The 23,879-nt window shown below is 69.6% G+C and carries 23 protein-coding genes; 12 read left to right on the top strand and 11 right to left on the bottom strand.

Going from position 1 to position 23,879, the window contains the following annotated elements; all coding sequences use genetic code 11:
• Window positions 1–3: 3 nt before the first annotated feature.
• The 4 genes from JOE67_RS03260 to JOE67_RS03245 are packed head-to-tail and all read left to right on the top strand — an operon-like array spanning window position 4 to window position 3,689.
• A complete protein-coding gene (locus JOE67_RS03260) occupies window positions 4–402 on the top strand; it encodes a cytidine deaminase (RefSeq protein WP_204974127.1) in 399 nt (132 codons plus the stop codon).
• Window positions 399–1,733 carry a thymidine phosphorylase gene (locus JOE67_RS03255; RefSeq protein WP_204974126.1) on the top strand — a complete coding sequence of 445 codons (1,335 nt, stop codon included), beginning with the start codon at window positions 399–401 and terminating at the stop codon, window positions 1,731–1,733. Before JOE67_RS03260 ends, JOE67_RS03255 begins: the two co-directional genes overlap by 4 nt.
• Before the next feature lie 17 nt (window positions 1,734–1,750).
• Window positions 1,751–2,836 carry an adenosine deaminase gene (locus tag JOE67_RS03250; RefSeq protein WP_204974125.1) on the top strand — a complete coding sequence of 362 codons (1,086 nt, stop codon included), beginning with the start codon at window positions 1,751–1,753 and terminating at the stop codon, window positions 2,834–2,836.
• A gap of 7 nt (window positions 2,837–2,843) precedes the next feature.
• The gene (locus JOE67_RS03245) at window positions 2,844–3,689 is read left to right on the top strand and encodes a carbohydrate kinase family protein (protein ID WP_204974124.1); all 846 of its coding nucleotides are present in this window, start codon (window positions 2,844–2,846) and stop codon (window positions 3,687–3,689) included.
• A gap of 2 nt (window positions 3,690–3,691) precedes the next feature.
• Here JOE67_RS03245 and JOE67_RS03240 read toward each other — a convergent pair whose 3' ends face one another.
• From JOE67_RS03240 to JOE67_RS03230, 3 genes are all read right to left on the bottom strand, one after another.
• A complete protein-coding gene (locus JOE67_RS03240; RefSeq protein WP_204974123.1) occupies window positions 3,692–4,438 on the bottom strand; it encodes an alpha/beta hydrolase in 747 nt (248 codons plus the stop codon).
• Between the two features lie 130 nt (window positions 4,439–4,568).
• Window positions 4,569–6,242: a phosphohexomutase domain-containing protein gene (locus tag JOE67_RS03235; protein WP_204974122.1), complete on the bottom strand. Its 1,674-nt coding sequence runs from the start codon at window positions 6,240–6,242 to the stop codon at window positions 4,569–4,571.
• Window positions 6,239–7,072, bottom strand: a complete 834-nt coding sequence (locus JOE67_RS03230) for a purine-nucleoside phosphorylase (protein WP_204974121.1) — start codon at window positions 7,070–7,072, stop codon at window positions 6,239–6,241. The genes JOE67_RS03235 and JOE67_RS03230 overlap by 4 nt, the downstream gene beginning before the upstream one ends.
• A gap of 48 nt (window positions 7,073–7,120) precedes the next feature.
• Between JOE67_RS03230 and JOE67_RS03225 the strand changes: the two genes are divergently transcribed.
• Window positions 7,121–8,569, top strand: coding sequence for an NAD(P)H-quinone dehydrogenase (locus tag JOE67_RS03225; RefSeq protein WP_204974120.1), 1,449 nt, complete (start codon window positions 7,121–7,123; stop codon window positions 8,567–8,569).
• Between the two features lie 68 nt (window positions 8,570–8,637).
• On the opposite strand, the gene JOE67_RS03220 is transcribed toward JOE67_RS03225, so the two are convergent.
• Entirely contained in the window at window positions 8,638–10,407 is a 1,770-nt protein-coding gene (locus JOE67_RS03220) for an acetyl/propionyl/methylcrotonyl-CoA carboxylase subunit alpha (RefSeq protein WP_204974119.1), read from the bottom strand.
• A 67-nt stretch (window positions 10,408–10,474) separates the two neighbouring features.
• The gene (locus tag JOE67_RS03215) at window positions 10,475–11,122 is read right to left on the bottom strand and encodes a Maf family protein (protein WP_204974118.1); all 648 of its coding nucleotides are present in this window, start codon (window positions 11,120–11,122) and stop codon (window positions 10,475–10,477) included.
• A 50-nt stretch (window positions 11,123–11,172) separates the two neighbouring features.
• Between JOE67_RS03215 and JOE67_RS03210 the strand changes: the two genes are divergently transcribed.
• The 4 genes from JOE67_RS03210 (at window position 11,173) to JOE67_RS03195 (ending at window position 15,326) form a co-directional block, all read left to right on the top strand.
• Window positions 11,173–12,372, top strand: coding sequence for a class I SAM-dependent RNA methyltransferase (locus JOE67_RS03210; protein WP_204974117.1), 1,200 nt, complete (start codon window positions 11,173–11,175; stop codon window positions 12,370–12,372).
• A 68-nt stretch (window positions 12,373–12,440) separates the two neighbouring features.
• Window positions 12,441–13,103 carry a response regulator transcription factor gene (locus tag JOE67_RS03205; RefSeq protein WP_204974116.1) on the top strand — a complete coding sequence of 221 codons (663 nt, stop codon included), beginning with the start codon at window positions 12,441–12,443 and terminating at the stop codon, window positions 13,101–13,103.
• Window positions 13,093–14,331, top strand: a complete 1,239-nt coding sequence (locus tag JOE67_RS03200; protein ID WP_204974115.1) for a sensor histidine kinase — start codon at window positions 13,093–13,095, stop codon at window positions 14,329–14,331. Before JOE67_RS03205 ends, JOE67_RS03200 begins: the two co-directional genes overlap by 11 nt.
• Complete coding sequence (locus tag JOE67_RS03195) at window positions 14,328–15,326, top strand: hypothetical protein (protein ID WP_204974114.1); 999 nt, start codon at window positions 14,328–14,330, stop codon at window positions 15,324–15,326. Before JOE67_RS03200 ends, JOE67_RS03195 begins: the two co-directional genes overlap by 4 nt.
• Before the next feature lie 308 nt (window positions 15,327–15,634).
• Here JOE67_RS03195 and JOE67_RS03190 read toward each other — a convergent pair whose 3' ends face one another.
• The 6 genes from JOE67_RS03190 to JOE67_RS03165 all read right to left on the bottom strand — a co-directional run bounded on the left by JOE67_RS03190 (window position 15,635) and on the right by JOE67_RS03165 (window position 20,817).
• Entirely contained in the window at window positions 15,635–15,853 is a 219-nt protein-coding gene (locus JOE67_RS03190; protein WP_338041478.1) for an acyl-CoA carboxylase subunit epsilon, read from the bottom strand.
• Complete coding sequence (locus JOE67_RS03185) at window positions 15,850–17,439, bottom strand: acyl-CoA carboxylase subunit beta (RefSeq protein WP_420827630.1); 1,590 nt, start codon at window positions 17,437–17,439, stop codon at window positions 15,850–15,852. Before JOE67_RS03185 ends, JOE67_RS03190 begins: the two co-directional genes overlap by 4 nt.
• A gap of 165 nt (window positions 17,440–17,604) precedes the next feature.
• Window positions 17,605–17,907, bottom strand: a complete 303-nt coding sequence (locus tag JOE67_RS03180; protein WP_204974112.1) for a hypothetical protein — start codon at window positions 17,905–17,907, stop codon at window positions 17,605–17,607.
• A 77-nt stretch (window positions 17,908–17,984) separates the two neighbouring features.
• Window positions 17,985–18,893, bottom strand: coding sequence for a hypothetical protein (locus tag JOE67_RS03175; protein WP_239527961.1), 909 nt, complete (start codon window positions 18,891–18,893; stop codon window positions 17,985–17,987).
• A 94-nt stretch (window positions 18,894–18,987) separates the two neighbouring features.
• Window positions 18,988–19,680 carry an NTP transferase domain-containing protein gene (locus tag JOE67_RS03170; protein WP_204974111.1) on the bottom strand — a complete coding sequence of 231 codons (693 nt, stop codon included), beginning with the start codon at window positions 19,678–19,680 and terminating at the stop codon, window positions 18,988–18,990.
• A 276-nt stretch (window positions 19,681–19,956) separates the two neighbouring features.
• Entirely contained in the window at window positions 19,957–20,817 is an 861-nt protein-coding gene (locus JOE67_RS03165) for a hypothetical protein (RefSeq protein WP_204974110.1), read from the bottom strand.
• Between JOE67_RS03165 and JOE67_RS03160 the strand changes: the two genes are divergently transcribed.
• The 3 genes from JOE67_RS03160 to JOE67_RS03150 all read left to right on the top strand — a co-directional run bounded on the left by JOE67_RS03160 (window position 20,789) and on the right by JOE67_RS03150 (window position 23,878).
• Complete coding sequence (locus JOE67_RS03160; protein WP_239527960.1) at window positions 20,789–22,003, top strand: ABC transporter ATP-binding protein; 1,215 nt, start codon at window positions 20,789–20,791, stop codon at window positions 22,001–22,003. The genes JOE67_RS03165 and JOE67_RS03160 overlap by 29 nt on opposite strands.
• Window positions 21,979–23,544: a hypothetical protein gene (locus JOE67_RS03155; RefSeq protein ID WP_204974109.1), complete on the top strand. Its 1,566-nt coding sequence runs from the start codon at window positions 21,979–21,981 to the stop codon at window positions 23,542–23,544. The genes JOE67_RS03160 and JOE67_RS03155 overlap by 25 nt, the downstream gene beginning before the upstream one ends.
• A gap of 67 nt (window positions 23,545–23,611) precedes the next feature.
• Complete coding sequence (locus tag JOE67_RS03150) at window positions 23,612–23,878, top strand: DUF3039 domain-containing protein (protein ID WP_204974108.1); 267 nt, start codon at window positions 23,612–23,614, stop codon at window positions 23,876–23,878.
• The last annotated feature ends 1 nt before the right edge of the window (window position 23,879 follow it).

Below are 23,879 nucleotides of genomic sequence, written 5' to 3'. Positions count from 1 at the left end.
CACGTGACCGACATCGATTGGGACGAGCTGAGACAGGTCGCCACCGAGGCGATGCACAAGGCGTACGCGCCGTACTCGCGGTACAAGGTGGGAGCTGCGGCTCTCGTCGACGACGGACGACTCGTCTCCGGCTGCAACGTCGAGAACGCCTCGTACGGCGTCGGGCTGTGCGCCGAGTGCGCCCTCGTCGGCGATCTGCACATGTCGGGCGGCGGCCGGCTCGTCGCGTTCGTGTGCGTGAACAACGACGGGCAGACGATCATGCCGTGCGGCCGCTGCCGTCAGCTGCTGTTCGAGCACTCCAGCCCCGAGATGCTGCTCGAGACGGTCTCGGGCATCCGCACCATCGACGAGGTGCTGCCCGACGCCTTCGGGCCGCGCGATCTGGAGGACGTCCGATGAGCACGCAGGAGTCGCTCGCGCCCAGCGGGCACCAGGCCGTCGAGGCGTTCGACGCGATCGACGTCATCCGCGCGAAGCGCGACGGCGGCGTCGTCCCGGAGAAGGCGCTGCGCTGGATGGTCGACGCCTACACGCGCGGATACGTCTCCGACGCCCAGATGGCGTCGTTCGCGATGGCGGTGTTCCAGCGCGGCATGCAGCGCGACGAGATCCGGGTGCTCACCGACGCCATGATCGCGTCGGGGGAGCGGATGAGCTTCGCCACCCTGGGCAAGAAGACCGTCGACAAGCACTCCACCGGCGGCGTCGGCGACAAGATCACGCTGCCGCTGGCACCGCTCGTCGCCGTGTTCGGCGTCGCCGTTCCTCAGCTCTCCGGACGCGGTCTCGGCCACACCGGCGGAACGCTCGACAAGCTCGAGTCGATACCAGGCTGGCGCGCCGCGCTCAGCAACGACGAGATGTTCGCGCAGATGCAGAGCGACGTGGGCGCGGTGATCTGCGCCGCGGGGTCGGGCCTCGCCCCGGCCGACAAGAAGCTCTATGCGCTGCGGGATGTGACGGGAACGGTCGAGGCGATCCCGCTGATCGCATCGAGCATCATGTCGAAGAAGATCGCCGAGGGCACCGACGCACTCGTGCTCGACGTCAAATTCGGCAACGGCGCGTTCATGCAGGACATCGACCGTGCGCGTGAGCTCGCTCGCACGATGGTCGAGCTGGGCACCGATTCCGGTGTCGCGACGACCGCGCTGCTCACCGACATGAACGTCCCGCTCGGCCTCGCGATCGGCAACGCCAACGAGGTGCGCGAGTCGGTCGAGATCCTCGCCGGCGGCGGCCCCGCCGACGTGCGCGAGCTGACGATCGCCCTCGCCCGCGAGATGCTCTCGCTCGCAGGTCAGCCTGACGCCGATGTCGAGGCCGCTCTCGACGACGGCCGTGCGATGGACAGCTGGAAGGCGATGATCCGCGCGCAGGACGGCGACCCGGATGCCCCGCTGCCGACCGCACGCGAAACGCACGTCGTCACCGCCGAACGCGACGGCGTCGTGACCCGGATGGACGCTCTGCCGTTCGGCATCGCGGCCTGGCGTCTCGGCGCCGGCCGTGCGCGCGCCGAGGATCCGGTGGTCTTCGCCGCTGGCATCGACCTCGCCGTCAAGCCGGGTGAGCGGGTCACCGCCGGTCAGCCCCTGTTCACGCTGTCGGCAGACGACGACGCCCGTTTCGCTCGTGCGCTCGACGCCCTCGAGGGCGCATACGAGATCGGCGACCCCTCGGTGGCGCCGGCCGCTCAGCCCATCGTGCGCGAGCGCATCACCGCCTGAATCCCGGAGGATCACCCATGAAGATCGACGAACTGCGCGCTCTGCCGAAGATCTCGCTGCACGACCACCTCGACGGCGGCGTGCGCCCCGCGACGATCCTCGAGCTCGCCGACGCGGCGGGACTCGAGGTCCCGGCGCAGGACGCCAAGGGCCTCAGCCGCTGGTTCGCGAAGCAGAGCGACGCCGGCTCCCTCGTCGAGTACCTGAAGACGTTCGATCTGGTCACCTCCGTGATGCAGTCGGAGGCGGCCCTGACCCGGGTCGCGCGCGAGTTCGTCGCCGACCTCGCCGCAGACGGCGTGATCTACGGCGAGATGCGCTGGGCGCCTGAGCAGCATCTTGCGGGCGGCGTCAGCCTCGACGACGCGGTGCGTGCCGTGCAGCGCGGCATCGAGGAGGGGGAGGACGAGGCGGATGCCGCGGGTCACAGCATCCGGGTGGGACAGATCCTCTCCGCCATGCGTCAGAACGACCGGGTGCGCGACATCGCCGAGCTCGCCGTCCGACACCGCGAGGCGGGCGTCGTCGGCTTCGATACCGCCGGACCTGAGGACGGCTTCCCTGCCTCGCAGCACCGCGAGGCGTTCGACTACCTCGCCGGGGAGTTCATGCCCGTCACGGTGCACGCGGGGGAGGCAGCGGGCCCGGCATCCATCCGCTCGGCCCTGATCGACGGGCGTGCGCTGCGTCTGGGCCACGGAGTGCGGATCGCCGAGGACCTGCAGGTGATCGAGCGCGAGGGAGACGAGGTGCAGGTGCAGTTCGGCGACCTGGCGCGCTGGGTGCGCGACCGTGAGATACCGCTCGAGCTCTCGCCTTCGTCGAACCTGCAGACCGGGGCGATCGCACAGTGGGGCGACGAACTCGCCGACCACCCGTTCGACCTGCTCTACCAGCTCGGCTTCTCGGTCACCGTGAACGTCGACAACCGCACCATGAGCGGCACCTCGCTCACCCGCGAGCTGTCGCTGCTCGTCGACGCGTTCGGCTACGACCTCGACGACCTCGAGGCCTTCCAGTTCAACGCCGCCTCGGCCGCCTTCCTGCCGGTCGAGGAGCGTGAGGAGCTGGTCGAGATGGTCGCCGAGGGCTTCGAGCGCTGAGCGGCCGATGAGCTCGGTCTTCATCGCGGGCCCGGCATCGTGGAACACGCTCGTCGTGCTCGACAGGCTGCCCGAGCCTGTGCCGCACATGCAGTTCGCCGAGGACTCGTGGGAGACCGTCGGCGGCACGAGCGCGGGAAAGGCACTGAGCCTCACCGCTCTGGGGCGCGACGTCCTGCTGTATGCGATGAGCGCGAACGACGGTGCCGGCATGCGGGTGCGTGCCGCGCTGGCGGATGCCGGCGTGCCCACCCTCTGGGCGGACGCTGAGGTCACGGAGCGGCACCTCAACCTGATGACGCGAGCGGGCGAGCGGGTGTCGCTGTACCTCGCGTCCCCGCCGCCGGGCGACGGTGCAGACGACTCCGCGATCGAGGCCGCCATGCAGGCCGCTGACGCGCTCGTGCTGGACCTCGCCGCCGAGCCGCTGCGGCTGCTGCCGCTCGCACAGCGCGCGGGACGTCCCGTCTGGGTCGACGTGCACGACTACGACGGCGAAGCGGAATTCCATCGACCGTTCCTCGCAGCCGCCGACGCGGTGTTCTGCAATGCCGATCGGCTCGACGACCCGGTCGCCTTCCTGCGGTCGCGGGTGGCGGCGGGCGCGTCGCTGGCGGTGTGCACGCTCGGCGCCGACGGTGCGGTCGCGATCGACTCCGAGGGGAACGCGCATCGCGTCAGTGCGGCGCCGGTCGATGTCGTCGACACGAACGGCGCAGGTGATGCCTTCCTGGCGGGGGTGCTCGACGCGCGCCTCTCGGGCGCGACGGTTGCGCAGGCCCTGTCGGCGGGTGCCCGCTCAGCATCCGTCGTGCTGGCCTCCCGGCATCTGCATCCGCTTCTCGACCACTGACGTCAGTCGAGCCCGGCGGCGAGAGCGCCGACCGACTCGGTGATCTCTGCGCGCATGTCGTCGTCCGAGATCGCAGGAGTGCCGTCGCCGGCCTGCGGGCCGTACGCGCCGAAGGACGCGTGCGACGCGCCATCGATCTCGATGAGCTCGGCGCTCTCCGGAAGCAGGTGCCTGGTATCCGCGATCTTCTGCGGCGTCGACAGTCCGTCCTCACTGCCCGACAGGCTCAGTACAGGCAGCGCTGACTCCGACAGGTCGTTCGCGCAGTACGAGGCGAAGAGGACCAGCGCATCGGCGTCCGCCGCGAGCTGGCAGGCGCGCACCCCGCCCAGCGAATGCCCGCCCACGATCCACGTGCCGACCTCGGGCGCGGCCGAAGTGAACGCGTCCAGCCCTCGCGGATCGAAGAACGCGAGGTTCAGCCACGGCCGTGTGATGACGACGGTGATGCCGTCGTCTGCGGCGAGATCCTCAAGTGTCGAGAGGTAGGCCTCGGGCTGGACCTTCGCGCCGGGGACGAACACGAGGCCGACCTCCGAGTCGCCATCGGCGGGAGAGAGCACGACGCCCTCCGGTGTCTGCTCGATCGTCACGGCGGGGTTGTTCTCCGCCTCGGCGAGCGGGCCGGGCTCGGCGCCCATGACGCCGACCTGGCTCCATACGACGGTGCCGACGACGAGAAGCACGACCAGGGCTCCCAGAGACCACAGGACGCGGAGGAGGATGCGCGTGGAGCGCGTGCGGGCCATGGATCGAGACTATCGTCGTGCGAAGAGGCCGACGGCCGTGCACACAACGACCACCGAGGACGAACGCGAGCCCCGTGACGCGCTGGGTCACCGCCGCGACGACGGTCGCGGCGGTGACGACGGCCAGCACTCAGCGACGCTCGGAGAGCAGATCCCGCACGGCGGACTCGAGCTCGGCGACGGCGGACGCCGCTGCTGCCGGGCTGTCGCCGCGCGCGTCGATGTACACCTTGAGCTTGGGCTCGGTGCCGCTCGGGCGCACGATCACCCGCGACCCGTCGTCGAGACGGTAGCGCAACACATCGCCCGCCGGCACACCCGCATCGCCCGCAGCGAGGTCTTCGGCGGACGCGACGGCACGAGAGCCGAACGATGCCGGCGGCTGCGCTCGCAGCGACGACATCGTTCCGGCGATCAGCGAGAGGTCATCGACACGAACTGACACCTGGCCGCTCGCGAAGTGCCCGATCTCAGAGCCCAGCTCGTCGAGCAGGCCGGCGATGCTGCTCTCGCGCACCCTGGCCTCGGCGGCGAGCCCCAGCAGCGCGACCGCAGCGGAGATGCCGTCCTTGTCGCGCACGGTGCCCGGGTTCACGAGATAGCCGAGGGCCTCTTCGAATCCGAACACCATGCCGGGCGCACGGGAGATCCACTTGAATCCCGTCAGCGTCTCGTGGAAGTCGAGCCCGTACCGCTCGGCGACAGCGCCGAGCCCGGGCGATGAGACCAGCGAGCAGGCGAGGGATGCGCCTTCTTGTCCCTGAGCCGCGCGAGCAGCGCGCCATCCGAGGAGCAGACCGACCTCGTTGCCGGTCAGACGGCGCCAGCCGCCCTCAGCGGAGGCATCCGGGATCGCTACCGCGAGACGATCGGCATCCGGGTCGTTCGCGATGATGAACTCGGCGTCGGCTTCACGTGCGCGAGCGAAGGCGAGATCCATCGCGCCCGGCTCCTCGGGATTCGGGAACGACACCGTGCGGAAGGTGGGGTCGGGATCGCGCTGTGCATCGACCATGCGCGGCGCCGGATACCCGGCCGCCTTCACGACGCGTGAGAAGGTCTCCCAGCCCACACCGTGCATGGCAGTGTACACCCAGCGCATCTCCTGCACGCCGAACGGCGCGGGTGCGACGGCGGCGGTCGCGGCGATGTACGCCTCGACGACGTCCTCCCCGGCCACCTCATAGGCGTCCGATCGGGGAAGCAGTCCGACGTCGCCTGCGTCGGCGACGCGCTGGATGTGCGCGGCGATCTCGGCATCAGCGGGTGCGACGATCTGGGATCCTTCGTCTGCGCCGCCGAGGTACACCTTGTAGCCGTTGTCGTTCGGCGGGTTGTGGCTCGCGGTGACCATGACTCCGGCATCCGCCTGCAGATGACGCACTGCGAAGGCGAGCACGGGCGTCGGCAGCAGGCGGGGCAGCAGGACGGCGCGCAGACCCGCACCGGCGAAGATCTCGGCGGAGTCGAGGGCGAAGCGGCGCGAGTTGCGGCGCCCGTCATAGCCGATCACCACGGTCGGGCGCGGTCCCGAGCCCGAGTCGCGCTGCAGCAGGTAGCCGGCGAAGCCGGCTGCCGCCTGCGTCACGAGCACCCGGTTCATGCGGTTGCTGCCGGCGCCGAGCTCACCGCGCAGGCCGGCTGTGCCGAAGGCGAGGCGGCTGCCGAAACGGTCGTCGAGATCCGCTGCAGCGGCGGGGTCGCCGCTTGCGGCGCGAGTGATGATGCCCGCGAGCTCGTCGCGTGTCTCGGCATCCGGATCCTGTCGCAGCCAGGCGCGCGCCTGGGAGAGGCGCTCGTTCACAGCGCCTCGATCACCCGGGCGAGCAGCGCCGAGATCACCGGCTCCGCCTCACGGCCCGCCTCTATGACCTCGTCGTGGCTCAGCGGGGTCTTCTGGATGCCCGCGGCCAGGTTCGTGATCAGCGAGAAGCCCAGGATCTCCATGCCCGCCTGGCGGGCGGCGATGGCCTCGAGGGCGGTCGACATGCCGACGATGTGACCACCGATCGCCTTCGCCATCTGCACCTCGGCCGGAGTCTCGTAATGCGGACCGCGGAACTGGGTGTACACGCCCTCGTCGAGGGTGGGGTCGACCGTGCGCGCGATGTCGCGCAGGCGGGTCGAGTACAGGTCGGTCAGATCGATGAACGTCGCGCCCTCGAGAGGAGAGTCGGCGGTGAGGTTGATGTGATCGCTGATCAGCACCGGCTGGCCGGGCTTCCATGTCTCGCGGATGCCGCCGGCGCCGTTGGTGAGCACCATGATCTCGGCGCCGGTGGCGGCGGCGGTGCGCACCGAATGCACTACGCGGCGCACGCCGTGGTCTTCGTAGTAGTGGGTGCGCGCGCCGATCACGAGAACGTTCTTCCCGTTCGGGGTGCGGATGCTGCGCAGTGTGCCGACGTGGCCCTCGAGAGCGGGCTTCGAGAACCCTGTCACCTCGGTCGCGGGGACCGTGGCGACGGTCTCGCCGATGAGCTCAGCGGCCTTGCCCCAGCCGGAGCCGAGGGTCAGGGCGATGTCGTGGTGGTCGACCCCGGTGAGGCGCGCGATGTCGGCGGCCGCATCGGCTGCGACGGCGAACGGGTCCGCCGTCGGGTCGTCCAGGGGGTTCAGGGTGGTGTCACGCATGAGTCCACTCTAGGAAGGTGGCAGGGCGGGTGCCAGGATTGCGGAAGAATGGAGTTCATGTCTCAGACTTCCTTCGCGAACAGGCAGAGCGTCGCCGTCCTCGGCGGCGGCCCCGGTGGGTATGAGGCGGCGATCGCCGCCGCCCAGCTGGGAGCGGATGTGACGCTCGTCGAGCGCGTCGGGGTGGGCGGCTCGGCCGTGCTCACCGACGTCGTGCCGTCGAAGAGCCTCATCGCGACCGCCGACGCAGCGGTCGCCATCGCCGGGGCGAGCGACCTCGGCGTGCAGTTCTATGCGCGCGGTGCGAACGACAAGCCCCTCAAGCCCGAGATCGCCATCAACCTCGCCGCGGTCAACAAGCGACTGCTCGCCCTCGCGGGCCAGCAGTCGGAGGACATGCGCGCCACCCTGCTCGAGGCCGGCGTTCGTATCATCTCCGGCCACGGCCGCCTCGAGGGTCCGAACGCGATCGTCGTCGCCACCGGCCCCGGCGGCACCGACTTCGACCGCGTCGAGGCGGATACGGTGGTCGTCTCCGTTGGTGCGTCGCCGCGCGAGCTGCCCACGGCGAAGCCGGACGGCGAGCGGATCCTCACGTGGACCCAGCTGTACGACATGAAGGCGCTGCCCGAGCACCTGATCGTCGTGGGCTCCGGCGTCACCGGTGCGGAGTTCGCCTCGGCGTACATGAACCTCGGCGCGAAGGTCACGCTCGTGTCGAGCCGCGACCAGGTGCTTCCCGGCGAGGACCAGGATGCCGCGAAGGTGCTCGAGAAGGTCTTCACCCGCGGTGGCATGCAGGTGCTCTCGAAGGCGCGGGCCGAGAGCGTCGAGCGCACCGACGACGGCGTTCTCGTCACGCTCGCCGATGGGCGCACGGTCGAGGGAAGCCACTGCCTGATGGCGGTCGGATCGATCCCGAACACCGCCGGGATCGGTCTGGAAGAGGCCGGCATCGAGCTGACCGAGTCCGGTCACGTCCGCGTCAACCGTGTTGCGCGCACCTCGGTGCCCAACGTCTACGCGGTCGGCGACTGCACGAACTTCTTCCCGCTGGCATCCGTCGCCTCGATGCAGGGCCGCACGGCTGTCTTCCACGCCCTCGGCGACATCGTGATCCCGCTCGAGCAGCGCAAGATCACCGCGAACATCTTCACCGCGCCCGAGATCGCGACGGTCGGGTTCTCCGAGCAGGACATCGAGAACGGCGAGGCCGACGGCATCGCGCACAAGCTGCCGCTCGCCGCCAACCCGCGCGCGAAGATGCTCGGCATCAAGGACGGGTTCGTGAAGGTCATCGCGCGCCGAGGGTCCGGAACCGTCATCGGCGGCGTGATCGTCGCACCTCGGGCATCCGAGCTCATCTACCCGCTCGCCATCGCGGTCGAGCGACGGATGACGGTCGATCAGGTCGCCCGGGTCTTCGCCGCCTACCCGTCGCTCACGACGAGCATCACCGACGCGAGCCGGGCCATGCACGCGGTCAGCGCCGTCTGACTCCGCACCACCAGACGAAGAAGGCGCGTCCCCGATCGGGGACGCGCCTTCTGCACTGTCAGGTCGGATCAGCTGATCGTGAGCAGCTGGTGCCCTGCCGACACGGTCGCACCAGGCGTGGCGTCGATGTTGCCGACCACGCCGTCCTTGTGCGCCTGCAGCGGCTGCTCCATCTTCATGGCCTCGAGCACGACCACGAGATCGCCCTTGACGACCTGCTGGCCCTCTTCGACGGCCAGCTTGACCACGGTGGCCTGCATCGGCGACTTGACGGCGTCGCCTGAGGCGCCCGCGTTCGCGGTGGCGGTGTGGCTGCGACGCGACGGCGGCGCGGCCGCCGGACGACCCGCGGTGCCTGCGACGGGAGCGGCGACGCGGTCGGGCAGGCTCACCTCGAGGCGCTTGCCTGCCACCTCGACGACGACCGTGTGGCGGCCCGGTGCTGCCGCAGGGCCTTCCAGCTCGCCGTCCCACGCGGGGATGTCGTTGACGAATTCGGTCTCGATCCAGCGCGTGTACACGCCGAACTCGCCGTCGGCCGCGACGAAGGCGGGGTCGTTGACGACCTTGCGGTGGAAGGGCAGCACGGTCGGCATGCCGGAGACCTCGAACTCGTCGAGGGCCCGACGCGAGCGCTCGAGCGCCTCGGCGCGGTCGCGACCGGTGACGATGATCTTCGCCAGCAGCGAGTCGAAGGCGCCCGAGACGGCGTCGCCGGCGGTGACGCCGGAGTCGAGGCGGATGCCGGGGCCGCCGAACGTCTTGAAGACGTTGATAGGGCCAGGCTGGGGGAGGAACCCGCGACCCGGATCCTCGCCGTTGATGCGGAACTCGATCGAGTGCCCCTGCGGCGCCGGATCGTCGTAGTCGATGGTGCCGCCGGCGGCGATGCGGAACTGCTCGCGCACCAGATCGATGCCCGTGACCTCTTCCGAGACCGGGTGCTCGACCTGCAGGCGCGTGTTCACCTCGAGGAACGACACGGTGCCGTCCGCGCCGATGAGGAACTCGCAGGTTCCCGCGCCGACGTAGCCGACCTCTTTGAGGATGGCCTTCGACGCCGAGTACAGCAGCTCGTTCTGCTCATCGGTCAGGAAGGGCGCGGGAGCCTCTTCGACAAGCTTCTGATGGCGACGCTGCAGCGAGCAGTCGCGCGTCGAGATCACGACGACATTGCCCGCGGAGTCGGCCAGGCACTGCGTCTCGACGTGGCGCGGCTTGTCGAGGTACTTCTCGACGAAGCACTCGCCGCGGCCGAAGGCGGCGACCGCCTCGCGAGTGGCCGATTCGAAGAGCTCGGCGACCTCGTCGAGTTCGCGTGCGACCTTCAGACCGCGGCCCCCGCCGCCGTAGGCCGCCTTGATCGCGATCGGCAGGCCGTGCTCCTTCGCGAACGCGATGACCTCGTCGGCACCGTCGACCGGCCCCGGCATGCCGGGGGCGAGAGGTGCGCCGACCTTCTCGGCGACGTGACGCGCGGTGACCTTGTCGCCGAGTGCCTCGATGGCCTCAGGCGACGGACCGATCCAGGTCATTCCCGCGCCGATCACGGCCCGGGCGAAGTCGGCGTTCTCGGCGAGGAAGCCGTAGCCGGGGTGCACGGCGTCCGCTCCGGCACGACGTGCGACCGAGAGGATCTTGTCGATCTGCAGGTAGGTCGTCGCGCTTGTCGACCCGTCGAGGCTGTACGCCTCATCGGCGAGACGCGCGTGCATGGCGTCGCGGTCCTGGTCGGCGTACACGGCGACAGAAGAGATTCCGGAGTCCCGGGCGGCGCGGATGATGCGTACGGCGATCTCGCCGCGGTTCGCGATGAGCACCTTGGCGATATCAGGCATGGGCTTCAGCCTAGCGAGGTCGACGCCGATCTTTTTGACGACTCTCCACAAGAAATGTGCGAACCCGTTAGGCCGTCGCCCACAAATCGGTCCAGACCACGCCGAGCTCCCTCGCCAGGCGTCGCAGAGTCGACAGCGACATGCCCACCACGGTCGAGGGGTCGCCCTCGACACGGGTGATGAACGCGCCACCCAGGCTGTCGACAGTGAAGGCGCCGGCCACGTGCAGGGGCTCGCCGGTGCCGATGTACGCCTCGAGCTCGGCATCCGTGACGTCATCGGCGAAGGTGACCGACGCCTCGGCCACGGCCGTCGCCTCGACCGGTTCCGCCCCCGGCGAGACGCGGAAGACGGAGTGGCCCGAGTGCAGGATCCCTGTGGCGCCGCGCATCTGCTGCCAGCGCTCACGGGCGGCCTCGGGCGTGTACGGCTTGCCGTGCACCTGCCCTCCGATGGCGAACATCGAGTCGCCCCCGATGACGATGCCGTCGAATCCGGGATGCTCGTCGTGGATGCGGTGCGCGACCTCGGCGGCCTTGGCCCTGGCGAGCAGCAGGACGAGCTCCTCGGGCGGGAGCGCGGCGCCGCGCTCCGTGCTCGCCGCAGCGGCCACCGCATCCTCATCGACCGCGGGGGAGAGGGCGATCGGTTCGATGCCCGCCTGCCGCAGCAGCATCAGGCGGGCAGGGGAGGTGGATGCCAGGCACACGCGCATGAGTCAACGCTAGCCCGTGGCGTGGGAGCGCCGTGTGGGATCCTGGAGGGATGACCTCTTCAGCGCGCACACTCGACCTCGACATCACCGGTATCGCGCACGGCGGCACCTTCATCGCACGGCATGAGGGGCGCGTCGTGTTCGTGCCCGATGCCATCCCCGGCGAGCGGGTGCGCGCGGAGGTGACCGAGGGAGACGAGGGCAAGCGATTCTGGCGGGCCGAGACGCTCGAAGTGATCGAGGCGTCTCCGCACCGACGCGACCACGTGTGGGCAGAGGCCGACATCTCGCGGTCGCCCGCCGATCGGGTCGGAGGCGCCGACCTGGGACACATCGCACTGGAGCACCAGCGGATGCTCAAGCAGCGGGTGCTGCAGGAGGCGCTCGACAAGTTCGCGGGCCCCGGGGTCGACGCCCCCTCGGTCGAGCCGGTCGATCAGGGCGACGGCACCGGCTGGCGCACCCGCGTCTCGCTGCACGTCGACGCTGACGGACGCGTCGGCCCGTACGCCGCGCGCAGCCACCGCGTGATCGATGTCGCCACGCTGCCGCTGGCGCGCCCTGCCGTTGAGGCCGCAGCGTTCGGCCTGCGTTCGCAGAAGCCGGGCCGCGTCGACATCGTCGAACCAGCCGACGGTCGCGCGCGCGTCCTGCCGCGCCCGGAGGGGGCCCGACGTGGTCGACCGGAGGTCGTGTTCGAGCAGGTCGGGGGCCGTCGCTTCCAGCTCGACGCCGGGGGATTCTGGCAGGTGCACCCCCGCGCCGCCGAGACGCTGCACGACGCCGTCGGTCAGGCGCTCGCCGGTCGGGTCGACCCGGATGCCACGCACTTCGACCTCTACGGCGGAGTCGGCCTGTTCGCCTCGACGCTCGCCGAGCAGGGAGCGACCGACATCGTCACGGTCGAGTCCGACCGCCGCGCGACCGAGCACGCGAGTGCGAACCTGGCTGACGTCGATGTGCACGCGGTCACCGCCCGCGTCGACAGGTTCCTGACAGGCATCCCTGATGGGACCCGCGCCGGCGCGGTCGTGCTCGACCCGCCCCGCGCCGGAGCAGGCAGAGGCGTCGTCGAATCGATCCACGCGCTCGACCCCGAGACCGTCGTCTATGTCGCCTGCGATCCGGTCGCTCTCGCTCGTGACCTCGGCACTTTTCGCGAGCTGGGCTGGGACATCGCGTCGCTGCGCGCATTCGACCTGTTCCCCCACTCGCACCACTTCGAGGCCGTCGCCCTGCTCTCCCGCTGAGCCGTCCTTTCTGGTCCGCACCGAACCGGTATACCGGCAGACCCCGTTGTACTGGGTAGGCTGGCGGGATGAGCACCGTCGCCCTCATCGACGACCACGAGTCCGTACGCCTCGGCCTGGAGGCCGCGTGCATGCGCGACGGTGAGCAGCGCGTCGTCTTCTCAGGCGGAACGGTCAAGGAGTACCTGACCTGGCGCGCCTCCTCCGCCGAGCCGCCCGTCGACGTGGTCGTGCTCGACCTCACGCTCGGCGACGGCACGACCGTGACCGAGAACGTGACCACTCTCGTCGCCGACGGCGCGAGCGTCGTGATCCACAGCGTCGCAGACCGGCCCGCCTCCGTCCGAGAGGCGCTCGCCGCGGGAGCGGCCGGCGTCGTCAGCAAGTCCTCCGCCCTCGACGATGTGCTCGACGCGATCCGCACGGTCGCGCGCGGCGAGGCTCTGAACAACGTCGAGTGGGCGAGCGCCGTCGACGGCGACCGGGAGTTCGCCGACGCGCAGCTGTCGACCCGTGAGCGCGAGGTGCTCCGGCTCTACGCCGCCGGGCTGCCTCTGAAGGCGGTCGCCGAGCGACTCGGGGTGGCCTACTCCACCGCCAAGGAGAACATCACGCGCATCCGGGTGAAGTACGTGGAGGTCGGGCGTCCCGCGCCGACCAAGGTGGATCTGCTGCGGCGCGCCATGGAGGACGGCATCGTCGCTCCGGACGGTGTTCCCAGTGGCGGCTGACGACCGCACTCTGAAGGAGGCGTGGAGCAGCATCCCCTCGCAGGGCGAAGTCGGTATCGGACTCGAGCGCTTCACCGGTCAGCGCATGGAGCGGATCCTCTCGACGGTTGGCGCCATCGGATCGGCCGCCCTCGGAGCGCAGGCCCTGACCGCCGCGGTGACCAGGCTCAACCAGCCTGACGCCGCTCATCTCGGCATGATGGCGCTGGTCTTCGCGCCCCTGCTGTGGATGATCGTCGCGTGCCTGATCGGCAAGGGGGTCAAGCCGGCTGCCGGCACCTTCACGGTCGCCTACGCCGCCGCCCTCGCAGTCTGGCCTGTCGTGGTCGACCGCACGGTGCGCGAGCCGTCGAACCAGCCGTGGATCTTCTTCCTCGTGAACATCGGGGTGGTCGCGGCGATGCTCGCCTTCACGCCCCGCGTGCAGCTGATCTGGGCCCTCACGCTGCCGATCCTCTACGGGTGGGTTCGGCTCGTCCAGGGCGACTTCGAGCAGAGCTGGTGGATCAGCACAGGATTCGATGTGACGTTCACCATCATCCTCGGGTCGGTGATCATCTCGCTGGCCTGGATGTTCCGTCAGGTGGCGGCAGGCGTCGACGAGGCGCGAGCGCAGGCGGTCGAGGGCTACGCGTCCGCGGCTGCGGCATCGGCTGCCGAGGAAGAGCGCGTGGCGATGTCCGCCCTCATGCACGACAGTGTGCTCGCCGCGTTGATCGCCGCCGAACGCGCCGGAGGAGAGCGCGAGCGGGCGCTCGCCGTGACGATGGCGCGAGAGGCGCTCACCCGTCTGGCGAACACCGAGGCGTCGATCGCTCAGGAGGGCAGCGACGCCCCCGTCTCGCGCGCGCAGATCGTCGCGGAACTGCGGCGCACCCTGTCTGAGCAGGGCGTCGACGCCGTGGTCGAAGAGCGCGGCTCGGCCGAGGCGGAGGTGCCAGGCAAGGTCGCACGGGCCATGGTGCTGGCCGCACGTCAGGCGATCGGAAACGCCCTGGCCCACGCGGGCGGCAGGGGCCTGCACGTTCTCGCCGAATCGGCGTCGCCGGATCGACTCAGCGTGACCGTGGTCGACAGCGGTCCCGGCTTCGACCCTGAGGTCATCGGCGAGGACCGCCTGGGCATCCGTGCATCGATCATCGCCCGCATGGCGGCTGTCGCGGGAAAGTCCCGCATCGACTCGGATGCCGACGGCACGACGGTCGTGCTCTCCTGGGAGCCGTCATGAGGCGCTCCGTCCGCAGCATCACGACCGCACTGGCCCTCGGGTTCGCGCTGTACTTCGCCGCGCGCGGGATCTGGTGGACGGTGCAGCCCGATGCCCCGCTGCTGATCGTCGCCGCGATCGCGTTCTATCTCGCGTCCGTGCTCACGGCCGTGCTCGGCGCCCCTCGCGAGGTGCGGATGCCCGTGGGCGCCGCCATGCTCGCCCTCGTGAGCAGCGCGATCGTGCCGGTGCTGGTCAGTCTCGCGCTGGAGCCGTCGCTTCGCGGCGCCGGGTTCGCGACCTGGTACATCGGAGCCACGGGCCTTCTCGCGGTCGTCTGCATCGTGCGCAGGCGCCCGCTGGTCGGGTGGGCGATGCTGGTGACCCTCATCGTCGCGGCGTGCGCGTTCATGGGCATCGGTTCGGCGTTCACCCTCGGGCTGGTCGGCTCGATCACGTGGGTGGTGGTTGCGCAGCTGCTGGTGTTCTTCTGGGATCGCGCGGTGCGCGACACCGAACGGCTCGCAGACGTGCAGCGCGCCGTGTCGGCCTGGCACGCCACCCAGCTCGTTCGTCAGCGAGAGCGCCGGGTGCGGGCGCAGCGCGCGCTGGCGGTTGCGGGCCCGGTGCTCAGCCGCACGATCGCGGTGCGCGGACAGCTCTCGGAAGACGAGCGCCTGCAGGCGAGGCTCGCCGAGGGGACTCTGCGCGACGAGCTGCGGGGTGGCGATCTGATGAGCGACGCCGTGCGCGAGGCGATCACCGAAGCACGTCGGGCGGGCGCCACCGTGACGGTGTTCGACGAAGGCGGGCTCGAGGGGATCGACGAGCAGCGCATCGACGAGATCCGCGCCGAGCTGGCAGGAGTGCTGGCGCGCGCGCACTCGAACCGCCTCATCATCCGCGCCGGACGCGACGAGACGAACGCCGTGACGGTGGTCGGACGCACGGCGGGCGGTGCCACCGACGATGACGCGGTCGAGCTCTGGCATGAGATCCGGCGCGTGGCCGAATGACGGCCGGGCGCATGCGAGCGCGGCACGCATGGGAAAGGCGAGGGGCGGCATATCTGCCGGCCCCTCGCCATGTGCGGAACAGCTACCCGAAAACTGTCCGCTGATGGGCGGTGCTGCGTCTGCCTACCCTGGGGACAGAGCAGCCGCCTAACGCGAAGCGTCCCTATCAGTGTCGCGCCCGCGCAAGCCGTCTGTCTGTAGGTATTTCGGGGGACACGCTTTTGTGCTAGACGAAGTACCGGCTTCCGGCGCCGACGCCGTCTGCTTCGGCCGTCAGAGAGGGCTCGGCCCACCCAGGGGGCGTGCCGTCAGCCCGAGTAGCGCCCCCAGGGGATGTCGCGACGCAGCGGGCGGCGCAGCGCTCGCTGCGTCCGCTGCCACGCCGAGACGTGCGGAACATCGGCGACCGCCTCGGCGGACTCGTGCGAGTACGCCTCGGCGACGACGGCGATGAGCGCCGCGAGCTCTTCCTCGGTCGGGTTGCCGCGCACGATCTCCATGCGCGGGGTCTCATCGGCCTCGGTCACAGCGGGATGTTCCCGTGCTTCTTGGGCGGCAGCTCGGCGCGCTTTCCCCGCAGCGCGCGCAGCGCCTTCGCGATGGCGACGCGGGTGGCAGAGGGCTCGATGATGCCGTCGATCTCGCCCCGCTCGGCGGCGAGGAACGGGCTGGTCACGCCGTAGGTGTACTCGGCGGCGAGGCGGCTGCGCACGGCGGCGACGTCTTCACCGGCCTCCTCGGCCTTCTTGATCTCTCCGCGGTAGAGGATGTTGACGGCACCCTGGCCGCCCATCACGGCGATCTCGGCGGTGGGCCACGCGAGGTTGATGTCGGCGCCGAGCTGCTTCGAGCCCATCACGATGTATGCGCCGCCGTATGCCTTGCGCAGGATCACGGTGACCATCGGCACGGTGGCCTCGGCGTAGGCGTAGATCAGCTTCGCACCGCGCCGGATGACGCCGGTCCATTCCTGGTCGGTGCCGGGCAGGTAGCCGGGCACGTCGACGAGGGTGACGATCGGGATCGAGAACGAGTCGCAGAAGCGCACGAAACGGCTGGCCTTCTCGCCCGCCTCGATGTTCAGCGTGCCGGCCATCTGCGAGGGCTGGTTGGCGATGATGCCCACAGAGCGGCCCTCGACACGGCCGAAGCCGATGACGATGTTCGGGGCGAACAGCGGCTGCACCTCGAGGAACTCGCCGCCGTCGACGACATGCTCGATCACCGTGTGGATGTCGTAGGGCTGGTTGGGGGAGTCGGGGATGATCTTGTTCAGCACGTGATCGGCGTCCGTCGTCTCCCACTCGAAGTGAGAGTCGTAGGCGGGGATCTCGGCCATGTTGTTGTCAGGCAGGTAGCTGAGCAGGGTGCGCGCGTAGTCGAGCGCGTCATCCTCGTCCTCAGCCAGGTAGTGCGCGACTCCCGAACGGGTGTTGTGCGTGAGCGCGCCGCCGAGCTCCTCCATGCCGACATCCTCGCCCGTGACGGTCTTGATGACGTCGGGACCGGTGACGAACATCTGGCTGGTCTTGTCGACCATGATGACGAAGTCGGTGAGAGCGGGGCCGTAGACGGCGCCGCCGGCTGCAGGCCCCATGATGATCGAGATCTGCGGGATGACACCCGACGAGCGGGTGTTGTGCCGGAAGATCTCGCCGTACTTGCTGAGCGCGAGCACGCCCTCCTGGATGCGGGCTCCGCCCGAGTCCAGGATGCCGATGATGGGCATCCCGTTCTGCAGGGCGAACTGCATGATCTTGATGATCTTGTCACCGGCCACCTCGCCCAGTGAGCCGCCGAAGGTGGTGAAGTCCTGCGAGTACACCGCGACCGTGCGGCCGTGGATGGTGGCGACGCCCGTGACGACCGAGTCGCCGTAGGGGCGGTTGCGATCCATGCCGAACGCGGTGGTGCGGTGGCGCACGTACTCGTCGAACTCGACGAAGCTGCCGTTGTCGACCAGCAGCTCGATGCGCTCGCGAGCGGTCATCTTGCCCTTGGCGTGCTGCTTCTGCTGGGCGATCTTCTCGGGCTCGACGACTGCATCGATGAAGCGGTCGCGAAGGTTCGCGATCCGGGCGGCCGTGGTCGAGAGGTCTGGCTTGTCGGTCACGGATTCCACACTAGCGCCGGGGCCCGTTCTGCTGTTGGATGCTCGCCACAACGGAACCGAGGATCCTTTGGGTGCGAGTGCTCACGGCCGGCCGGCACACGCCGGCTGAGGCGGCGCCGACCCCCGGACGGCACAGGGGATCGGCGCGCCTGGGAATCCCCAGCCTCACACGACGAAGCGCCACAGGTACTCCAGTCCATCGAGGCGCCGGAACCACGCGATGGAGACCACCACTTCGTCAGGGTCGGACGCGCACAGGCACAGTTCGACAGTCTCCCCGGGGAGCACCCGCCCCCACAGGTCGACCACCTGCTGATCGTCGACGTCGCGGAAGGCCCGCACGAAGTCCACAGGCTCGCGACCGGCATTGAGCAAGACGGGGTGGATCCTGTCGCGTCGAGTGATCACCCACGGCACGCAGTACGCGACAGGGGGATCGGGGTGTTCCGGATCGTGGGGACGCTGCATCCCGTCACCGTAGGAAGGAGGTCAGACCTCCCGGAGGTCGCGATGACGACGCCACCTGATCCGTGCACAACTCGCGCTCAGTCCGTGTCTGTGGAGGGCGATGATCCCGTCGTCGAGGCAGGCCGCTCGGACGGGGAGGGCTCCACCTCACGCGGCGCGCGCCGCAGCTTCGACCCGATGAACCGGGCGCCCTTCAGCATCCGTGCTTCCAGTCTCTCGCTGCCCGGCGTCGGCTCGAGCTCGACCGGCAGCACAGCAGGTGCCGCGCCGAACGCCCGCCGCGAGGTGGTGAGCACCCGTCGCCCGAGCATATGGTTGCCGGCGCCTCCGACGACCGCGCCGACGCCGAACGGGAGCGCCTTGCCGAGGAACGATGCGCCGCCGCGCTTGGCGAACTGCCGGATGAACTCCGACTTCAGCCGATCGACGATCGGGCCCATAGCCGCCTTCGGCAGGGACTTGGTCACCATCTCTCCCCAGTACGACGAGCGCGTGCCGCCTCTGCCTGTCGCCTGCTTGGCGAGCTGCGAGACGAGATCCACACCCTCTTTGCCGAGCATCAGCGTCATCACCAGGGCGCGTGCGCGCTCGGGGTTGTCGATCGCGATCCCGTGCACCTCGGCGACCGACTGCGCGAAGAGGGCGGTCGACTCCATGAATCCGATCGTCTCGACTCCCGACAGCGCCAGCGTGATGCCCGTGCCGATGCCGGGAACGACGGCGGTCGCTCCCACCGCCGCGCCGCCCGCCGTGACCGCGGCGAGATAGCGCGCCTCGAGGATCCGCACGATCTGCTCGGGGGTGGCGTTGGGATGACGGCGGCGGATGCTCCGGATATGCGCCACGACCAGCGGGCGCTGCACGCCCATAACCCGGTCGAGGCTGCGCACGCTGAGCGGGTGCTCGCGAGAACCCACCGGGGGGACGGGCTTGTCCCACGGCGAGTCCTCCGAGAGGGAGTGGATCTTGTGGACCTTCTCACGCATGCGCCGATCTTATGCAGGGCATCCGCGAGAATGCCGAAAGCCCCGCTCCCCTTGACAGGGGCGGGGCTCTCGGGTGACGCGTGTCAGAAAGGGGTCACACGAAGAGGTTCGCGCGCTCCAGGTCCTCTGCGAAGTCGACTTCGACGGCGTAGAGGTCGGAGACGTCCATCGGCTCCAGCAGCAGGCCGTCTTCGGCGATGGACAGCTCGAGGCCGCGCTCGAAGTAGTCCTGGTCGTCGACACGCTGCAGCTGCCGCATGAACGCCTTCTTGTCGCGAGACGAGATGTAGTTGATGCCCACTGCCTCGCCGAGACCGCCCTTGACGGTCTTCGAGAGCTCGTCGATGTACCCCTCCGCGGTGACGGTGTACTTGACCTCTTCGTCGCTCACCTTCGAGGTGTTGACAGTGACGAACGACTGGTCCCGCTCGATGTACTCGATTGCGCGGCCGAGGATGCGCGGGTCGAAGACGACGTCGCCGTTCATCCACAGCACACCGCCCTTGCCGGTGGCGCTCAGTGCGCGCAGCAGGCTCTTCGAGGTGTTGGTGACGTCGTAGCGCTCGTTGTGCACGTACTTCGCCGACGGGAAGGCCTCGATGATCGTCTCGGCGCGGTAGCCGACCACGGTCGTGATGCGGGCCTCGTCGCCGAACGCTGCACGGATGTTGTCGTGCTGCTGGCCCATGATCGTGCGGCCGTCGCTGAGCTCGGTGAGCGGCTTCGGCAGGGCGCGGCCCAGGCGCGAGCCCATGCCGGCTGCGAGGATGACGGTCTGAAGAGTCACGGAATCTCCTAAGAAAGAACTGTGTTCACTGTCGGTTCACCGACGGGACACCTCTTCGTGCCTCCGCAATGGTACCGATCGAGGCTGGGAGACATCGGGAGGAGGCGGTCCCGTTGCCCTTTCGTGATTGATTCCACACGTTTCTCCCAGCGTCATGCAAGGGGCTTGCTTTCCCGGGTTTGGTTCGACGGCGGTGCCCCTGAGCGCTGTCAGGAGCGGTTGGTACCGTAGAGGAGTGACTGCCGCGCGTGACTCAGAGGATGCCCTAATCGACGATCAGCCCCGAATCGACGGCGAGCTTCGCATCGAAGGCAGCCAGAGCACGTTCGCAGAACGTGCTGACGCGCCAGCAGGGCAGAAGAAGCCTGCTCGCGCGCCACGCAAGCCCGCGACGTCGAGCGCAGTCAGGACTGCGGCCGTGAAGAAGGCGGCGGCGTCGACTGCCGCCGCGAAGACCGCAGCGGCGAAGAAGGCGGCAGCGGCGGATGCTGGCCGCGCGGCCGCAGTCAAGAAGGCGAGCACCACGGCCGCAGCGGCGAAGTCGACCAGCCGGGCGACGGCCGCGCAGAGTGCGGCGGAGAAGGCGGCAGCAGCGAAGCGCAGCGAGGCAGCCAAGAAGGCCGCGGCCACGGTGAGGGCCAGGAAGGCCGCGGCGGCGAAGGCGGCGCTGGCCGAGACGACGGGTGTCGAGACGTCGGTGCCAGACGCCGCCGGCTCCGAGGCGACTTCGGGAGCCAGACCCGCTGGGACCAAGCGCGCGGCGGCGAAGCCGGCCGCCGCGAAGTCCGCTGCGGCCAGGAGATCCGCCGGGGCCACGAAGAGCACCGCGGCCACGGTCGCGGCCGCCAAGAGCACCACTGCGAAGTCCATCACTGCCAAGTCCACCCTTGCCGGGTCGACGGCCGGTGCGTCGACACCCGCGACGAAGGCAGCAGCGAAGACGACGTCGGCGAAGAAGACGGCGGCGAAGAAGACCTCTGCGAAGACGGCGGCAGTGAAGACGACGTCGGCGGAGAAGACCACGACTGCGAAGACCGACACGAAGGCGACAGCGGATCGGCCAGCCGGTGCCGCACTCGATGCGCCCGTTGGGGGAGTCGCACCGTCGATGCCCGAAGTGACCACCGACGTGGTCATCGCTCTGGAATCCGAGCCAGGGCGCAGACTGATCGCAGCCTCGAACAGTGCGGACCTCGCGGAGGCCAGGCCTCCGCGCAGCAGCACTGCGGCATCCGCCACCATCGTCGACGATCCGGCGGGTGACGCGCCTGTCACGCCCGCGTCCGCTTCACCCGCACCCGACGCGAACGAGGAAGAGGCCTCGGCGTCCGACGTCTCCGCGACCGGCGCGCCGACCGACGACGCGTCAGGGGCCACCGTGCCCGGATCCGAGGCCGCAGACCTTCCCTCGTCCGAGGAATCCGCCACGGATGCCCCTGCTGACGCTGATGCCGCTCCGCACGCGGAGACCGCAGACGAGATCGCTGTGACCCCCGCTGTCGATCTGCCCGCGCTCGACGCCGGTGCGATCGCAGCCAAGTCCGCCGACGGCCAGCCGGTGGCCCGTGAGGCCATCCGCATCCGCGGTCTGGTGAAGCGCTTCGGTGACACGAACGCTGTCGACCATGTCGATCTCACTGTGCCCGCCGGGTCGTTCTACGGCCTCGTCGGCCCGAACGGCGCGGGCAAGACCACCACGCTGTCGATCATCGCGGGACTGCTGCGCCCTGACGCGGGCACCGTGCACATCAGCGGGATCGACCAGCGCGAGAAGCCGCTCGAGGCCAAGCGCGTCATGGGAGTGCTGCCCGACCGTCTGCGCACCTTCGATCGCCTCACCGGACGCCAGCTGCTGCACTACTACGGTCAGCTGCGCGGCCTCGATCGCGCCGTGATCGAGAAGCGCACCGCCGACCTCGCCCGTGCATTCGACCTCAGCGAGGCGCTCAGCCGCGTGGTGTCGGACTACTCGGCCGGCATGACCAAGAAGGTGATGCTCGCAGGCGCCCTGATCCACTCGCCGCGCGTCCTCGTGCTCGACGAGCCGTTCGAAGCGGTCGACCCGGTGTCGTCGGGGGTGATCCTCGACATCCTCCGCTCGTACGTGTCGCACGGAGGCACGGTGATCCTGTCGAGCCACGGCATGGATCTCGTCGAGCGCGTGTGCTCGCGCGTGGCCGTGATCGTCGGCGGTGAGGTGCTCGCCGAAGGCACCATCGACGAGGTGCGCGCAGGGCAGACGCTCACGGAGCGGTTCGTCGAGCTCTCGGGTACCGGCGGCGAAGTGGAGGGCCTCGAGTGGCTGCACACGTTCTCCGACTGAGGCTGGCGCTGCTGGTCGGTGCTCTGCGCGGAGAGCACGCCGTGCGCGCCGCCATCGCGCTGGTCGCATCCATCGCCGCCACCGTCGCCGTCTGCGTCGCCATCCTCGGGCTCGGCCAGGCCCCGCTGCCCACGGCCGAGACCGTCGTGGTTCTCGGCGCCGCGGCGCTGATGCTCGCCTTCTTCGTGGGTCCCATGCTGACCGGCACTCCCGACCAGCTCGATCCGCGGCGCTTCTGGCCGTTCGGGCTCGACGAGCGACGCCTCGGCTGGACACTCGTGCTGGCTTCGCTGATCAGCGTGCCGAGCCTCGCCCTGATCGCCGTGACGGCGTGCGTCGTGGTCGTCGCCGTGCAGTCCGGAGTGGCGTGGGGCGCAGCCGTGCTGTTCGGGGCGATCGGCGTGATCTCGATCGCCCTCGCCGCCCGCATAGGCATGGCCATCAGCGCGATCCTGCTGCCCGAGCGTCGCTCTCGAGAGCTGACCGTGCTGTTCACCCTCCCGGTGATCGTCATCGCGTTCCCCGTCGCCGCCTACTTCGCATCGCTGCGGTGGGACGGCCAGGTTCCCTCCGCCGTGCACACGGCGACGAGCATTGTCGGGTTCTCGCCGCTCGCCGCGCCCCAGGCGTTCCTGTTCCATGTGGCGGCAGGCGAGGCGACGGCGGCCTGGGTGAGCGGGCTGGTCGCGCTGGCGACCATCGGCGGGATGCTGCTGATCTGGAATCTCCTCGTGCGTCGCCTGCTCACCGCGTCAGAACGGCCGTACGCCACCCGTGAGCGCTCAGGTCTCGGCTGGTTCGGCTCGCTGCCCGCGAACGCCTTCGGTGCCATCGCCGCTCGCAGTCTCGTCTACTGGCTGCGCGACCGCCGCTACATCGTGAACCTGCTGGTGGTGCCGATCGCCGGTGTGCTGACAGTGTTCCCGCTGCTCGTCGCCGGGGTGCCGCTGTGGATCGCGGCGCTCGTGCCGGTGCCGCTCATGGCCCTGTTCTTCGGCTGGCTGCCGCACAATGACGTCGCATACGACTCCACCGCGCTGTGGATGCACATCGCCAGCGGCGTGCGCGGGCTGCCCGATCGCTTCGGCCGGCTGGTGCCTGTGCTTCTGGTCGCGCTGCCCGTGCTCGCGGTCGGGATCTCGGTCACCCTCGCGGTGATAGCGGACTGGCATCTCATGCTGCCGCTCATCGGGGTCACGGCGGCCCTGCTGCTGACGGGCCTCGGTATCTCGAGCGTCGCCTCGGTGGTCGCCCCGTACGCCGTCTCGCGCCCGGGCGACAGCCCGTTCCAGCAGCCGCAGCGCTCGTCATCGCATGGCTCGTATGGAGCAGCCCTGACGTTCGTCGGCGCTCTGCTGGCGAGCACTCCGACGATCTGGCTGTTCGCGCTGACACTCATCGATGGCGAGCAGCACGGGGCGTCGACGTTCTGGGTGGGCGTGCTCACGGGCGTCGGGGTGCTCTTCGGTGGTTCTGCGATCGGGGCGGCGATCTTCGAGCGCAGCGGCGAGCGGCTCATGGAGTTCGTCGAGACGACCTGAGCCTTCTGTGCGGACCCCGGCTCAGGAACCGGGCCCCGACGCGTGAGGCGGCGGATAGAATCTCCGCATGAGTACTCCGCTGGAAAGCCCCGATCAGGGTGGCGTGGCAACACTTGATCGCGAGCTCGAAGAACTGCTCCGCGAGGAGCACCTCGAGCCCGGCGACCACGAGCGCTTCTCGCACTACGTGAAGAAGGACAAGATCCTCGAGTCGGCGATCACCGGCAAGCCGGTGCGCGCCCTCTGCGGAAAGAAGTGGACTCCGGGTCGCGATCCGGAGAAGTTCCCCATCTGCCCGACCTGCAAAGAGATCTACGAGAGCATGGTGTCCTGAC

It is taken from the genome of Microbacterium esteraromaticum, from assembly GCF_016907315.1.
Classification (GTDB): Bacteria; Actinomycetota; Actinomycetes; order Actinomycetales; family Microbacteriaceae; genus Microbacterium; species Microbacterium esteraromaticum.
The sequence above is the reverse complement of the archived record's forward strand: the minus strand, read 5'-3'. Positions and strand labels throughout refer to the sequence as shown.

Coding starts and splice junctions, on each gene's coding strand:
- JOE67_RS03150 (WP_204974108.1), top strand. CDS start 23,612: ATGAGTACTCCGCTGGAAAGCCCCGATCAGGGTGGCGTGGCAACACTT.
- JOE67_RS03240 (WP_204974123.1), bottom strand. CDS start 4,438: ATGGCCCGCACGCGCTCCACGCGCATCCTCCTCCGCGTCCTGTGGTCT.
- JOE67_RS03160 (WP_239527960.1), top strand. CDS start 20,789: ATGCCCGAAGTGACCACCGACGTGGTCATCGCTCTGGAATCCGAGCCA.
- JOE67_RS03225 (WP_204974120.1), top strand. CDS start 7,121: ATGGAGTTCATGTCTCAGACTTCCTTCGCGAACAGGCAGAGCGTCGCC.
- JOE67_RS03250 (WP_204974125.1), top strand. CDS start 1,751: ATGAAGATCGACGAACTGCGCGCTCTGCCGAAGATCTCGCTGCACGAC.
- JOE67_RS03165 (WP_204974110.1), bottom strand. CDS start 20,817: ATGACCACGTCGGTGGTCACTTCGGGCATCGACGGTGCGACTCCCCCA.
- JOE67_RS03230 (WP_204974121.1), bottom strand. CDS start 7,072: ATGCGTGACACCACCCTGAACCCCCTGGACGACCCGACGGCGGACCCG.
- JOE67_RS03245 (WP_204974124.1), top strand. CDS start 2,844: ATGAGCTCGGTCTTCATCGCGGGCCCGGCATCGTGGAACACGCTCGTC.
- JOE67_RS03205 (WP_204974116.1), top strand. CDS start 12,441: ATGAGCACCGTCGCCCTCATCGACGACCACGAGTCCGTACGCCTCGGC.
- JOE67_RS03175 (WP_239527961.1), bottom strand. CDS start 18,893: ATGCGTGAGAAGGTCCACAAGATCCACTCCCTCTCGGAGGACTCGCCG.
- JOE67_RS03220 (WP_204974119.1), bottom strand. CDS start 10,407: ATGCCTGATATCGCCAAGGTGCTCATCGCGAACCGCGGCGAGATCGCC.
- JOE67_RS03210 (WP_204974117.1), top strand. CDS start 11,173: ATGACCTCTTCAGCGCGCACACTCGACCTCGACATCACCGGTATCGCG.
- JOE67_RS03215 (WP_204974118.1), bottom strand. CDS start 11,122: ATGCGCGTGTGCCTGGCATCCACCTCCCCTGCCCGCCTGATGCTGCTG.
- JOE67_RS03255 (WP_204974126.1), top strand. CDS start 399: ATGAGCACGCAGGAGTCGCTCGCGCCCAGCGGGCACCAGGCCGTCGAG.
- JOE67_RS03195 (WP_204974114.1), top strand. CDS start 14,328: ATGAGGCGCTCCGTCCGCAGCATCACGACCGCACTGGCCCTCGGGTTC.
- JOE67_RS03180 (WP_204974112.1), bottom strand. CDS start 17,907: ATGCAGCGTCCCCACGATCCGGAACACCCCGATCCCCCTGTCGCGTAC.